This window comes from Bacillus xiamenensis (assembly GCF_001857925.1).
Lineage (GTDB): Bacteria > Bacillota > Bacilli > Bacillales > Bacillaceae > Bacillus > Bacillus xiamenensis.
In genome coordinates, this window is the sequence record NZ_CP017786.1 from 3,376,811 (window position 1) to 3,390,061 (window position 13,251).

16 protein-coding genes are annotated in these 13,251 nt (G+C 40.8%); 14 read left to right on the forward strand and 2 right to left on the reverse strand.

The genetic code is table 11. The features are described from left to right. Window positions 1–294 precede the first annotated feature (294 nt). The 8 genes from ilvD (at window position 295) to BK049_RS17355 (ending at window position 6,803) form a co-directional block, all read left to right on the forward strand. Window positions 295–1,971 (forward strand): dihydroxy-acid dehydratase, encoded by a 1,677-nt coding sequence (gene ilvD / locus BK049_RS17320; RefSeq protein ID WP_008358122.1) that lies wholly within the window; start codon window positions 295–297, stop codon window positions 1,969–1,971. Between the two features lie 81 nt (window positions 1,972–2,052). Continuing rightward, entirely contained in the window at window positions 2,053–2,487 is a 435-nt protein-coding gene (locus BK049_RS17325; protein ID WP_071169038.1) for a BrxA/BrxB family bacilliredoxin, read from the forward strand. A 66-nt stretch (window positions 2,488–2,553) separates the two neighbouring features. Next, entirely contained in the window at window positions 2,554–3,336 is a 783-nt protein-coding gene (locus tag BK049_RS17330; RefSeq protein ID WP_071169039.1) for a class I SAM-dependent methyltransferase, read from the forward strand. Window positions 3,337–3,614: 278 nt separating this feature from the next. Continuing rightward, window positions 3,615–4,232 (forward strand): YpjP family protein, encoded by a 618-nt coding sequence (locus BK049_RS17335; RefSeq protein WP_008358130.1) that lies wholly within the window; start codon window positions 3,615–3,617, stop codon window positions 4,230–4,232. Window positions 4,233–4,250: 18 nt separating this feature from the next. Then, on the forward strand, window positions 4,251–4,778 hold the full coding sequence (locus BK049_RS17340; RefSeq protein WP_071169040.1) for a phosphatidylglycerophosphatase A family protein: 528 nt from the start codon (window positions 4,251–4,253) through the stop codon (window positions 4,776–4,778). Between the two features lie 102 nt (window positions 4,779–4,880). Then, a complete protein-coding gene (locus tag BK049_RS17345) occupies window positions 4,881–5,675 on the forward strand; it encodes a thymidylate synthase (protein ID WP_071169041.1) in 795 nt (264 codons plus the stop codon). Next, complete coding sequence (gene folA, locus BK049_RS17350) at window positions 5,672–6,160, forward strand: type 3 dihydrofolate reductase (protein ID WP_071169042.1); 489 nt, start codon at window positions 5,672–5,674, stop codon at window positions 6,158–6,160. Before BK049_RS17345 ends, folA begins: the two co-directional genes overlap by 4 nt. Before the next feature lie 19 nt (window positions 6,161–6,179). Continuing rightward, complete coding sequence (locus BK049_RS17355) at window positions 6,180–6,803, forward strand: lysophospholipid acyltransferase family protein (RefSeq protein ID WP_008358137.1); 624 nt, start codon at window positions 6,180–6,182, stop codon at window positions 6,801–6,803. A gap of 37 nt (window positions 6,804–6,840) precedes the next feature. On the opposite strand, the gene trhA is transcribed toward BK049_RS17355, so the two are convergent. Beyond that, the gene (gene trhA, locus BK049_RS17360; protein ID WP_008358138.1) at window positions 6,841–7,479 is read right to left on the reverse strand and encodes a PAQR family membrane homeostasis protein TrhA; all 639 of its coding nucleotides are present in this window, start codon (window positions 7,477–7,479) and stop codon (window positions 6,841–6,843) included. A 13-nt stretch (window positions 7,480–7,492) separates the two neighbouring features. Continuing rightward, window positions 7,493–8,461 carry an AAA-type ATPase lid domain-containing protein gene (locus BK049_RS17365; protein ID WP_071169043.1) on the reverse strand — a complete coding sequence of 323 codons (969 nt, stop codon included), beginning with the start codon at window positions 8,459–8,461 and terminating at the stop codon, window positions 7,493–7,495. Between the two features lie 181 nt (window positions 8,462–8,642). Between BK049_RS17365 and ilvA the strand changes: the two genes are divergently transcribed. The 6 genes from ilvA to BK049_RS17395 all read left to right on the forward strand — a co-directional run bounded on the left by ilvA (window position 8,643) and on the right by BK049_RS17395 (window position 13,250). Further along, window positions 8,643–9,911 carry a threonine ammonia-lyase IlvA gene (ilvA, locus tag BK049_RS17370; RefSeq protein WP_008358142.1) on the forward strand — a complete coding sequence of 423 codons (1,269 nt, stop codon included), beginning with the start codon at window positions 8,643–8,645 and terminating at the stop codon, window positions 9,909–9,911. 37 nt (window positions 9,912–9,948) lie between these two features. Beyond that, window positions 9,949–10,200, forward strand: coding sequence for a YpmP family protein (locus tag BK049_RS17375; protein ID WP_008358144.1), 252 nt, complete (start codon window positions 9,949–9,951; stop codon window positions 10,198–10,200). Window positions 10,201–10,386: 186 nt separating this feature from the next. Next, entirely contained in the window at window positions 10,387–11,229 is an 843-nt protein-coding gene (locus tag BK049_RS17380; protein ID WP_071169044.1) for a DegV family protein, read from the forward strand. A gap of 23 nt (window positions 11,230–11,252) precedes the next feature. Next, a complete protein-coding gene (locus BK049_RS17385) occupies window positions 11,253–11,843 on the forward strand; it encodes an SCO family protein (RefSeq protein ID WP_071169045.1) in 591 nt (196 codons plus the stop codon). Window positions 11,844–11,912: 69 nt separating this feature from the next. After that, the gene (locus BK049_RS17390) at window positions 11,913–12,674 is read left to right on the forward strand and encodes an SGNH/GDSL hydrolase family protein (RefSeq protein ID WP_071169046.1); all 762 of its coding nucleotides are present in this window, start codon (window positions 11,913–11,915) and stop codon (window positions 12,672–12,674) included. A gap of 9 nt (window positions 12,675–12,683) precedes the next feature. Next, complete coding sequence (locus tag BK049_RS17395) at window positions 12,684–13,250, forward strand: YpmS family protein (RefSeq protein WP_071169047.1); 567 nt, start codon at window positions 12,684–12,686, stop codon at window positions 13,248–13,250. The last annotated feature ends 1 nt before the right edge of the window (window position 13,251 follow it).

Genomic DNA, 13,251 nt, shown 5'->3' on the forward strand with positions numbered 1-13,251 from the left:
CCAGTGAAAGGCAGCTTGTTTTCTAAAATCAGGAATCTTTATAGACAGAAAAATTTTTTTAGAAAAATTATTTTGAATATTGTTGAAATATGAGAAAAAACTCTATATAGTAGTACCAATATAGAATATTGGAGGTCAGATTTTATGACACCATCCTTGCTGAACACTTGCTTCAGCAGCCATGTTGGTCATCATCATTCATAGGTGGCTAAATAAACAGAAAATTTGTAAAATAAAATCAACTCAAAATGATGCAGTCAACAAGACTTGTAGTATAGGAGGCTTTTTAAACAGATGGCAGAACTACGCAGTAATATGATTAAACAAGGAATTGACAGAGCACCTCACCGAAGCTTACTAAGAGCAGCGGGGGTAAAAGATGAGGATTTCGGCAAGCCGTTTATTGCCGTATGTAATTCCTATATTGATATTGTCCCAGGGCATGTCCATCTTCAGGAATTCGGGAAAATCGTCAAAGAAGCCATTCGTGAAGCTGGCGGCGTTCCATTTGAATTCAATACGATTGGGGTCGATGACGGAATTGCAATGGGGCATATTGGGATGAGATATTCATTGCCTAGCCGTGAAATCATTGCTGACTCAGTAGAGACCGTTGTGTCTGCACACTGGTTTGATGGAATGGTTTGTATTCCTAACTGTGATAAAATCACACCGGGTATGATGATGGCAGCCATGCGCGTCAATATCCCGACTGTATTTGTCAGCGGTGGTCCAATGGAAGCGGGCAGAACAAGTGATGGCAGAAAAATTTCTCTTTCATCCGTCTTTGAAGGTGTTGGGGCATACCAGTCAGGAAAAATTAATGAAGAGGAATTAAATGAATTAGAGCAGTTTGGCTGTCCAACCTGCGGCTCTTGCTCAGGTATGTTTACTGCAAACTCAATGAACTGTTTAGCAGAGGCGCTTGGTATCGCTCTTCCTGGAAATGGAACGATCTTAGCGACATCACCAGAGCGGAGAGAATTTGCGAAGAAGTCAGCAAAACAACTGATGGAACTCATCAAAAAAGATATTAAACCACGTGATATTGTCACTGAAAAAGCAATTGATAACGCATTTGCTTTAGATATGGCATTAGGTGGTTCAACAAATACAGTTCTTCATACATTGGCAATCGCAAATGAAGCGGGTGTTGAATATTCACTTGAGCGTATTAATGAAGTAGCAGAACGAGTGCCACATTTATCAAAACTTGCTCCAGCCTCTGATGTTTTTATTGAAGATTTACATGAAGCTGGCGGTGTAACAGCTGCTCTAAATGAATTGTCCAAAAAAGAGGGTGCTCTTCATTTAGATACAATGACTGTCACAGCGAAAACGCTAGGCGAGAACATTGCAGGACATGAGGTAAAAGATTATAACGTCATTTATCCAATCGACAAGCCATTTACTGAAAAAGGCGGCTTAGCCGTTTTATTTGGAAACCTTGCGCCAGATGGAGCCATCATTAAAACAGGCGGTGTACAAGACGGCATCACACGTCATGAAGGACCTGCGATCGTATTTGAATCCCAGGAAGAAGCTCTTGAAGGCATCATTAACCGAAAAGTAGAAGCAGGACATGTTGTCATTATTCGCTATGAAGGACCTAAAGGCGGACCTGGCATGCCTGAAATGCTTGCACCAACCTCACAAATTGTCGGAATGGGACTTGGTCCAAAGGTGGCGTTAATTACAGACGGCCGTTTTTCCGGTGCTTCTCGCGGATTGTCCATTGGACACGTCTCTCCAGAGGCAGCAGAGGGTGGACCTCTTGCTTTTGTTGAAAATGGTGATCATGTTGTGGTCGATATTGAAAAACGCATTTTAAGTGTAGATGTCCCAGAGGAAGAATGGGAAAGAAGAAAAGCAAACTGGAAAGGCTTTGAGCCAAAAGTGAAAACCGGCTACCTTGCCAGATACTCAAAACTTGTCACATCAGCCAATACAGGCGGGATCATGAAAATTTAATCTGAAATTGAACATTTGAAAAATGGCTCTCTCTATAGTATCCTTTATTCACAACATAAGGATTTTAGAGGGGGCTTTTTTATGTCAATGGCATATGAAGAATATATGCGTCAGCTTGTTGTACCAATGCGCCAAGAGCTAACAAGTGCAGGATTTCAAGAATTGACGACGGAAGAAGAAGTAGAACAAACGATGCAAGAAGCAGAAGGAACAACATTTGTTGTGGTCAATTCTGTATGCGGATGCGCTGCCGGCTTAGCACGTCCAGCTGCTACTCAAGCGGTCATGAAGACAGAAAAAGCACCAGATCGACTCGTGACGGTTTTTGCTGGTCAGGATCGGGAAGCAACTGCTAAAATGAGAGAATACTTTACGGGAGAAGAGCCATCTTCTCCATCTATGGCACTTTTAAAAGGAAATGAACTCGTTCATTTTATCCCGCGTGACGAAATTGAAGGTCATGAAATGGAAGACATTATGAACAACATCTTATCTGCTTTTGAAAAACATTGCTAATACAAGTGTTGAAATGTCCTGTGATCCAATCAGGGCATTTTTTCTTGATCATGATGGAGGAACGACATGCTCATTACAACAAGCTTTAGAGCAAATGAACAAACAATTGAAACAGCAAAGGCCCTCGCAAGGGACTTACATGGTGAGTATATAGCGCGGCGCAAACAATCCGTCAAACAGCTTGCGATCAAACGAGGGGATGTACTCGTTGTTGGGAAAGAACGATTTGAATGGTATCAGCCAAATGGTGAAAAGTTTTTCTTCCATCCAAGCTCAGCTATGTTTAGGGTGAAGCGGATTCTGCGAGGGGAGAAGGATCCATTAATTGAAGCAGCCGGGCTAGAGCCGGGCGATTCCTTTTTAGATTGTACGCTTGGCTTAGGCTCAGACGCCATTACCGCCAGCTGCGCAGCAGGCTCTAATGGAAAAGTGGTCGGCATTGAAAAAAATCCGATGACGGCATTGCTAGTTCGAGAAGGGCTTAGCACTTGGGAAACTGGTGTAGCGGCGGCAGATGAAGCAATGAGACGTATATCCGTCATAAGCGGAGACAGCATTGAGCAGCTAAAGAAGCTGCCTGATCGTTCATTTGATATCGTCTATTTTGATCCAATGTTCGAGGAGACGATTCAAGAATCTACAAGCATGTCGCCGCTCCGTCATGTCGCAGAGCATCACTTTGACCACGAAGTAGCCATGCAAGAAGCTGTGAGAGTGGCTAGAAAAAGAGTGGTTTTAAAGGATCATTGGAAAAGCACTCGATTTACTACAGACGCCTATCAATTTCAGGTCATCAAACGTAAAACCGCCCAATTCCATTATGGGTATATCACAATAGAAGAAGACTAATCAACACCACTTTAATTAATCTGATCGAAAAAAGCCCTGATTCAGGGCTTTTAATCTGTGATCTCCATATAGACAAAATAAAATAATGTCAGCAAGGAAGCTGTGATGAAAAACCCTTCAAGCATATCCATCCCTCCCAAATTTTAGTCGTCGTTACTGTCATTGTAAACGTTTTATCTTAAAAAAGAAAGTCTCAAATAAGTGACCAAATTGAATGACTGAAAATTCATTATATGCTAGAATAGCAGTATGATAACGTATGGAAGGAATTAGATATCATGAAGATGTGGATGAGAAAAACGCTTGTTGCACTCTTTACGATTGCAACGTTTGGCTTAATCTCTCCTCCGTCGGCTTTGATGACAGACAAGCCATCTGAACTTTCTTCATCTGATAAATCACCTTATACAGCAGTTTATGATACATCAGATGATACGCGCAGCTGGGAACTATCGCAAGAAGACAACAAAGAGCGGGTAGACCCCTTTGAGCAATATAAGCAAGAGGTTCTATCAAGTGCAGAAAACCAATCCTTTCTCAAATTTGGTCGTAAAATCACACCTGTCATTGAGGACGAGTACAGAGAAGAGATTCAACCGAAGATTGAACAAGTGTTAACCGATTTTCTAACTAATTTTAAAGATGACGAAAAATTTCAAGATGTTGTTTTAACTGATCAGCCTTCGAGCGGAAATAGCGAAAAAATCTTCCACATTTATAACAGGAAGACCGGAGAAGATTTGCTTCGTTTCCATGTGAGAAGAGATCAGCCGCCTCACAGCGGATATTGGTTTAACTTTCACTATCATACAGCAGAAGATGGATTCCAGACGCATCATGAACTCGGTAATATTTACTGGGATAAAAACACCCCGCCGAGCTGGATGAGCCACTAGAAGGAGATGTCATGCCAATTGAAAAAGTATACAATGAACGAAATGGTTCGCATTACAAAACAGATGTTAAACGAACGCGGAGTGAAAATAGAAGATATTGCACACATTGTGCTAAAGCTCCAAGAAAAATATAATCCAAATCTTCCACTTAGTGTCTGCATTGAAAATGTTGAAAAAGTGCTGCATAAAAGGGAAATTGTCCACGCAGTTTTGACAGGACTTGCTCTTGATCAGCTGGCAGAAAAAAAGCTTTTGCCAGAACCTTTGCAGCATTTAGTTGAAACAGATGAGCCGCTATATGGAATTGATGAGATTATTCCGCTTTCCATTGTCAATGTATATGGATCAATCGGTTTGACCAACTTCGGTTACTTAGATAAAGAGAAATTTGGTATTATCAGGGAATTGGATGAAGGTCGTCCAGGTGAAGTGCACACTTTCCTTGATGACCTTGTCGCTGCACTCGCCGCCGCAGCTGCAAGCCGCATTGCTCACTCTCACCAAGATATTAAGGACGAAGAGCAGGATCGAGTGAATCAAGGATAAAAGAAAAACATGTCTGCTCATCATGCAGACATGTTTTTTTGGTTTCAACAAAAGCTGAAATAAGGTAAACTACAACAAGAACATAAATAAAGGATGAAAAAAATGAAACAATACAAAGAGTTATGCCGTCATGTATTACAGCACGGGGATGAAAAAGGTGACAGAACAGGAACAGGCACAATCAGCACGTTCGGTTACCAAATGAGATTTGATTTACAGGAAGGGTTTCCTCTATTAACAACAAAGAAATTGCACCTGAAATCAATCATTCATGAGTTACTGTGGTTTTTAAAAGGTGATACAAATGTCAAATATCTTCAAGAAAATGGTGTCCGTATTTGGAACGAATGGGCAGATGAAAATGGAGAGCTAGGGCGCGTGTATGGTGCCCAGTGGAGATCATGGGCGAGCGGAAACGGAGAGACAGTCGATCAAATCGCAAGGCTGATCCATGATATTGAGCACAATCCGAATTCAAGAAGACTGATTGTCAGTGCTTGGAATCCGGGGGAAATTGATCAAATGGCGCTGCCTCCTTGTCATTGCTTGTTTCAATTTTACGTATCAAACGGGAAATTGTCCTGCCAGCTTTATCAAAGATCGGCAGATATCTTTTTAGGCGTGCCGTTTAATATTGCTTCATATGCACTTCTGACGATGATGATTGCCAAGGTGACAAATCTTGAGCCAGGAGAGTTTATTCATACACTAGGAGATGCTCATATTTATCAAAATCATCTTCCGCAGGTGAAAATGCAGCTAGAGCGAGAGGAGCGCACGCTTCCGCAGCTTCGCATCACAAGAGATGTAAAGAGTATTTTTGATTTTACGTTTGATGATTTTGTGCTTGAAAACTATGATCCGCATCCTCACATTAAAGGAGAAGTCAGTGTATGATTTCCATGATAGTGGCGACAGGAAAAGACAGAGTCATTGGCCAAGATAATCAAATGCCTTGGCATTTACCCGCTGATTTAGCGTATTTTAAAAAAGTCACAGGCGGCCGTACCATTGTCATGGGCAGAAAAACATTTGAATCAATTGGACGAGCATTGCCTAACCGCCGTAATATTGTGTTGACCACAAGTTCTTCTTTTCAAGCTGAAGGATGCGAGGTTGTCCATTCAATCGATGATATTTTAGCCATCGCGAAGAATGAGACAGAATTATTGATCATTGGCGGGTCTAAGCTGTATGAGGAAATGATGCCATATGCAGATCGTCTATATATCACCCACATTCACCATGCGTTTGAAGGTGACCGTTTCTTCCCTCATTACGATGAAGAAGATTGGACGGTTGTATCACGTGAAAAGGGCCATAGTGACGAAAAGAACCCCTACAATTATGAATTTGTCGTTTATGACAGAAAAGAAGGATAAATGAGTAGGAGGAGTTCGGTTGTTTCGTTATTGGTGTTTAACGATGTATGTTGTTGTATCCTTTTTTAAAAGTATGAAGCATTTGTACGATCATGAATTAACTGATCCCCGCATTTCCTATACGAAACGAATGCATCTCATTCATGAGCATGCGAAAAAGTTTGCCCGGGGATGTATTGATCAATCAGGGTCAGTGATGACCATTTATCAGCAAAAGAAGCTTCCAGATGGACCTGTGATTTATGTCACACAAGAGCATCATCCAGTTACGACGACATTGTTGATTGGCCACCTTGAGAAGCCATTTGCTTTTATTGCAAAACCGCATCTGTTTCGCTATCCCATCTTAAAGCAATGGCTGAAAAAGATGGCGGTGATTCATCAGAATCAGTCTGATGATGCGTTATTAGAAGAGGCAAAAGAGCGAATCATATCTGGACAGAGTATATTGCTTCCTGAAAAATATCGTCCCATTGCAGAAGCGCTTGCTGAAGAATGTGACTGTCCTATCGTTCCGATTGAAACAAGCGGAACGGAGCGCCTTTTAACAGGGAAAATCGTGAAAAGGCTACGTCCTGTCAATGTCGATATTCATATTAAAGCACCTGTTATGATGAGTGACTACGCACAAAAGCGTGCATAGAAAAACCAGCATCCGAATGTGGATGCTGGTTTTTTTATCATGCAGCTGGGATGTTGACACAATAGAATAGAATGCAGAAAAACATGGATGCACTTCCGCCTAGGACAAAACTGTGCCAAATCGCATGATGATAGGGGATTTTCCGCCAAATATAAAAGATCGTTCCGACAGAATACAAAATACCGCCTAACAGTAAGAGACTAAAACCTGCTCCTGTCAATTGAATGTACAGAGGTTTGATCGCGATGATAATCATCCAGCCCATTAATAAGTAAACAAGGGTTGATACAATGATAAATCGTTTGACGAAAAAGATTTTAAAGACAATGCCTCCAGCAGCAAGCGCCCATACGATTGCAAGAAGTGTATAGCCGAGTGCGCCTTTTAATGGTCCGAGTAAAAAAGGTGTATATGTACCAGCGATCAAGACATAAATAGCCGAGTGATCGAGGATTTCAAACACATCTTTTGTTTTTTTGTGCCGAATGCTATGAAGCAAAGTTGAGCTTAAATAAAGCAGCAGCATGGATGCGCCGAATATCGAAAAGCTAATAATGTCTGTGACTGTGCCATATTGAACAGCGAATAAAACGAGAAAAACAATGGCGGGAATGGATAAAATGACCCCAATGCCATGTGTAATGGCGTTTGCAATTTCTTCTTTTACAGTAAACAATGGATGTCCTCCTTTATTGAACCGGTATATAACCATCAAGCGACTTCAGAAATGAGAGACCTTCAAGTGTAATCTTCGTTCCAGCTCTGCCTTTTCCTTTCGTCACATAGGCTTTTTTCTCAAGATCATCTAATCGGCTCCTGACTTGCTGAGGAGTCAGCGGGATATCACCTTGCTTGCTTAATTCAGACAAGATGCGCCTGCTGGCTGTTTCCCCCTTTTCATTGAGAGACTTAATGGCTTCAAGTAAGAAAACAAATTCTTGTTTCTCCATAAGCGTGAGCTGGTGTTCCTCTTTTTTTCCTTTACTCGCCGTGTGTTGAGGTAATAGCACAAAAGGCGGCAAGTGGTGAAAGAAAACCGTTTGTCCCTCGAGAACCGAAGCAGCATAATGAACCATATTTTTTAGTTCCTGGACATTGCCTTCAAACGGATACTGCTGCAAGAACTCCCAAACACTTGAATCAATATCGGGCTTCATGCCGAGCTCCTGAAAGAAAGCTAGTGTTAAAACAGGAATATCTGTTTTTCGATCTGCTAAAGACGGAAGAGGCACGTGGAGTACATTGAGACGATAAAACAGCTCAGGTAAAAAAGTTGACGAAACCCTCAGAGCCTCTAAAGATAAAGACGAAGAAGCAATGATTTTTGTTTCAGGAGAAGTTTCTAGAAAATGAATGACGTGATGCTGCATAGGGATACTTAATAGACTGACTTCGTCTAAATAAAGAACTTGGTTTGTCACTTGCGTGAATGCTTCCTTTAAAGTGACTTCATCCAAAATAGGGCAGTATATGTGCCGCATGGAAGCTTGTGGATTAGATAGGTTTGCCATTTCCTGTGCAAATCGTGTTTTGCCTGTTCCAATTTGTCCTGTCAACAAGACAGGCTGCTCATTTTTCGCGAATTGCTTTGCCATATGAATGGCGTGCTTAATATCTTGATGCTCCCCATATATAGAAGCAAACGGAGGTGTGGTCATTGGGTGATTCCTTTCTTTTTGGTTCTAATTGGTTTTATTATAACACCCAATTAGAACGATTGTATAGAAAAACGAAAAAGTTCATGAAATTTATCTTCGATCCATGATCTATTGGTTCATTTTTTGAATATTCATGTTATAATGACAAATTAAATAAGGTTAAAGAGAAAGGATCTTGTACATGAAACCGTTGCTCAAAGAAAACACGCTAATTCAAGTGAAAGACATCTTAAAAGCCCATCAAAATTTGAAGGATGTAGTCATTCATACACCACTTCAAAAAAATGAGCGACTTTCTGAACGATATGAATGTAATGTCTACTTAAAAAGAGAGGATCTTCAAGTAGTTCGTTCCTTTAAATTAAGAGGCGCTTTTAATAAAATGAGCCAGCTCCCAAAAGATAAACTAGAAAATGGCATTGTCTGTGCCAGTGCTGGAAATCACGCGCAAGGCGTGGCTTATTCTTGTAAATATTTAGGGATCCATGGGAAAATCTTTATGCCGGCTACGACCCCAAGGCAAAAAGTATCTCAAGTGGAGCTTTTCGGAAAAGAATATGTTGACATTATCTTAACCGGAGATACCTTTGATGATTCGTATCATGAAGCAGTAAAATGCGGAGATGAGGAAAAACGCGAATTTATCCATCCGTTTGATGATTTGGATGTTATGGCAGGACAAGGAACGACTGCTGTAGAAATATTAAATGATATCGAAGTAGAGCCTCACTTTTTATTTGCAAGTGTCGGAGGTGGAGGTTTGTTATCTGGTGTTGGTACCTATCTCAAAAATATCGCACCAGAAACCGAAATCATTGCAGTCGAGCCGCTTGGTGCAGCTTCACTGCATGCTTCCCATGAGAAGGGGGAGGTTGTGACACTTGATTCGATTGATAAGTTTGTAGACGGGGCAGCGGTTCAGCGAATTGGCGAAAAGACGTTTACATCCCTTCAGTCCGTTGTTGATAAAATTAGTCTCGTACCAGAAGGAAAAGTGTGTACAACCATTTTAGAGCTGTATAATCAATGTGCGATTGTAGCTGAGCCAGCAGGCGCTTTGCCAATTGCAGCCTTAGATGCACACCGCGAGGAGATTAAAGGGAAAAATGTCGTCTGTATTGTCAGCGGGGGAAATAATGACATTGGCAGAATGCAAGAAATCAAAGAACGCTCAATGATTTATGAAGGGCTTCAACATTATTTCATCGTCAACTTCCCGCAAAGAGCAGGTGCTCTTAGGGAATTTTTAGATGAAGTGCTCGGGCCAAATGATGATATCTCACGCTTTGAATATACGAAAAAGAATAACCGAAGCAAAGGACCTGCGCTTGTTGGCATCGAATTGAAAGAGCGAGATGACTATGCAGCGCTGATTGAACGAATGAACAAAAAAGGCTTCCATTATGTTGAAGTGAATAAAGATCAAGATTTATTCCACCTATTTATTTAGGGTAAACAGATCACTTGGAAAAGAGGACTGATCGTTTGTGCTGCTCAAAACAATATGTTTTAGACGGATGGATGGAGCTCAGATCAAGGTAACAGAAATCCCTGTTCTAAAGGGAGATGAGCCATATGGTTTCATGCTCACCTTTAGACTTGAAGCTTTCTTGAAAAAAGTCTATGTATCTAAAGGGAAGAGATATGTTTACTCTTTCAGGGAGGATGTGAAACGTAACGTCAAGTGGAGCACATATGAACAGATCTATCAGCAGCCTACATTGAAACACAATGCGTAAATAGAAATCTTTGTCAAAGGAGTAAGAGGCGGCTTTGAAATGGCGGCTGCTCCGTTTGGCAAGGATTTTTTTGATGAAAAGAAGAAAATGTGACAATTTCAAAAACGTTATGACAGTTGTTTTCAAGATTGCAGGAAATAAGGTAATATCATAAGTAAAGACTAAGACAGCAAGGATGAGACGATAGTGAAACAAATTAAAATTGTAACAGATTCAACCGTGGACCTTCCGCAAGAGAAAATCAACGATCTTTCAATTCACGTCATTCCACTGAATATATCCATTTCTGGAGTTGACTATATTGACCGGATAAATTTACAGCCAGATGAATTTATTGAGAAAATGGAAGCCGCAGAAGAACTGCCGAAAACGTCTCAACCTGCAATTGGTCAATTCGTGGAATTATATGAAAAGCTGACGGCAGATGGAAGCGAAGTGTTGAGTATCCATTTAACCGGTGGAATGAGTGGTACGGTTCAAACTGCTGAAAGCGCTTCTAAAATGGTGGATGGAAACATTACGGTCATTGATTCTGCTTTTATCTCTCAAGGACTGGGCTTTCAAGTCCTTAAAGCAGCGGAGCTTGCAAAAGAAGGAGCCAGCAGTGAAGAGATCATCAAAGAAGTGGAAAAAATCCGTCTTAAAACAAAGCTATATGTCACAATTGATACATTAGAAAATCTCGTGAAAGGTGGAAGAATTGGAAGAGGAAAGGCGCTGATCGGCTCACTTCTTCATATCAAACCAATTGCCAGCTTAACAGACGGGGTATATACGCCAGAAGCGAACGTGAGAAGCTACTCTGCTCTTGTGCGCTATTTAACAAAACAGTATGTACAGGCGGTGAAAGGAAGAACCGTTCAGGCTATTGGAATTGCGCATGCAGATGCATTAGAACTCGCTGAAAAACTCAAAGCAGCGCTGCTTGAGCACACACCTGATGCCCTTATTGACATTGCCTATACAACACCGATTATTTCCTGTCATACCGGAAAAGGCGCAATAGGCTTTGCTTTTTATACCGATTGATTGAAAAAGGGGATGTGCAAGTCATGTATAGAAAAAGGGGAGCCTTGTTTGGTACGCTTATGATGATAAGCGTGCTTCTTTTAGTCTCGTGTTCAAATGGGCAAATCAAGGATGCGTTAAATTATCAAATCGAGCCGTTTGAATATCAAAACCAGGATGGTCAAAAGGTGTCGCTCGATGATGTAAAGGGGAAAGTGTGGGTGGCAGATTTTATTTTCACAAGCTGTGAAACGATTTGTCCTCCTATGACGGCACATATGACAGAACTGCAAAAACGATTAAAAGAAGAAAAATTGGATGCGCATATCATTTCGTTTAGCGTAGACCCAGAGGTAGATTCACCGAAAAAGCTAAAGACGTTTGCAAAAGCATATCCATTGTCCTTTAAAAATTGGGATTTTCTGACTGGTTACTCACAGTCAGAGATTGAAAAATTCGCGATGAAAAGCTTTAAGACCATCGTGAAAAAACCTGAAGACGAAGACCAGGTGATTCATCAATCACTGTTTTTCCTTGTGGATCAAGAAGGAAAAGTGATAAAAAATTATGACGGTGTTCAAAACACACCATATGATGAAATCATTAAGGACATCAAGACGCTGAGCCGGATCTAGCATAAGGATGTTCAAATGAGCGAAAACATGATACACTTTTTTAATCAGAAAAAGGAGGGACATCATCGTTTGAAAGCTCGTTTGATTTTGATTGTGATGTCTCTAGCTTTTGTTCTTTCTGCATGTTCTGCGCAAGAGGCTGGCATAAAGGATAAACTAGAAGACACACAAAACGTAAAAGAACATATTACGATTGCAGCGGTTGGAGATTCCTTAACAGAAGGAATCGGAGATCAAGATAAAAAAGGATATGCAGGCATCACCCGTGACAAGATAGAAGCGGTGGACGGCGTGCAATCTGTGACATTAAAAAACTATGCCATTAAAGGCAGTAGAACGGTAGATTTATTAAAAAGATTAAAAGAAAAAAAGGTGCAGGATGGACTGAAAGACGCTGATTATATTTTCTTTACGATCGGCGGAAATGACTTGATGCATGTCGTCCGTCAAAATGTGCTCAATTTGACGTTTGCTCCTTTTCAAAGAGAGCAAGGTCCTTTTGAGGAGCGCTTTAAGACCATTCTTGCCCAGCTAAGAGAGCATAATGACCACGCGAAGATCATGTATGTCAGTATGTACAATCCGTTTAAGTTCAGCTTGTCTGAGCTAAGAGATATTGACGAAGTCGTCAAAGACTGGAACGCTGTTGCCAAAAAAGAACTGAAAAAAGACGGCAACGCTGAGATGATCGATGTGGCAGATTTATTTGATGAAGATTCTGATGAAAAATTACTGGCAGATGATGATTTCCACCCAAACCAAAAGGGGTACTCTCTTATGGCAAATCGTTTATTCTCAGAAGTGAAAAAAGAAGGACTGCCGAAGGAATAGGGTGAAAAGATGAAAAAATGGAAGAGCTTATTTTTTATTTTACTGTCAATCAATCTACTCATTGTTCTTGCCTGCGGTATTTTGATGCTGCTGCCGGGCGGTCAATCCGCTTCAACAAAAGAAGAGAATAGCGAGTATGCGTTTAACATTTCTAGCTCAAAAGAATCTCTGACCAGATTTGTCAATGATTATTTGAAAAATCAAGGGTCAAGCAATATGCCAGACTTTCATGTGGCGATTGATCAAGATGTGAAGGTAACTGGCGCAATCAAAGCCTTTTCTTCAACGATTGATGCAAATGTCTCTTTTACACCAACTGTTGAAGATAACGGGGATGTACTGCTTAAAGTAGATGACTTTTCCATCGGACAATTAAGCATTCCGATCAGTTTTGTTTTAAGCTATATGGGTCAGTTCTATGAACTGCCTGAATTCGTTCATGTGAAACCAGACCAAAAAACGGTTGAAGTGCGCCTTTCAGAAATGCCGCTGACGAATGATATGTATGTCAAAGCGAACAAAATTGATCTTGAGAATGATGAAATTGAATTTTCATATTACCATCCAAAGCAATAGA

Bases quoted from the DNA above. Each gene is read 5' to 3' on its own strand.
- ilvD (WP_008358122.1), top strand. From the start codon at position 295: ATGGCAGAACTACGCAGTAATATGATTAAACAAGGAATTGACAGAGCA.
- BK049_RS17325 (WP_071169038.1), top strand. From the start codon at position 2,053: ATGTCAATGGCATATGAAGAATATATGCGTCAGCTTGTTGTACCAATG.
- BK049_RS17330 (WP_071169039.1), top strand. From the start codon at position 2,554: ATGCTCATTACAACAAGCTTTAGAGCAAATGAACAAACAATTGAAACA.
- BK049_RS17335 (WP_008358130.1), top strand. From the start codon at position 3,615: ATGAAGATGTGGATGAGAAAAACGCTTGTTGCACTCTTTACGATTGCA.
- BK049_RS17345 (WP_071169041.1), top strand. From the start codon at position 4,881: ATGAAACAATACAAAGAGTTATGCCGTCATGTATTACAGCACGGGGAT.
- folA (WP_071169042.1), top strand. From the start codon at position 5,672: ATGATTTCCATGATAGTGGCGACAGGAAAAGACAGAGTCATTGGCCAA.
- BK049_RS17365 (WP_071169043.1), bottom strand. From the start codon at position 8,461: ATGACCACACCTCCGTTTGCTTCTATATATGGGGAGCATCAAGATATT.
- ilvA (WP_008358142.1), top strand. From the start codon at position 8,643: ATGAAACCGTTGCTCAAAGAAAACACGCTAATTCAAGTGAAAGACATC.
- BK049_RS17385 (WP_071169045.1), top strand. From the start codon at position 11,253: ATGTATAGAAAAAGGGGAGCCTTGTTTGGTACGCTTATGATGATAAGC.
- BK049_RS17395 (WP_071169047.1), top strand. From the start codon at position 12,684: ATGAAAAAATGGAAGAGCTTATTTTTTATTTTACTGTCAATCAATCTA.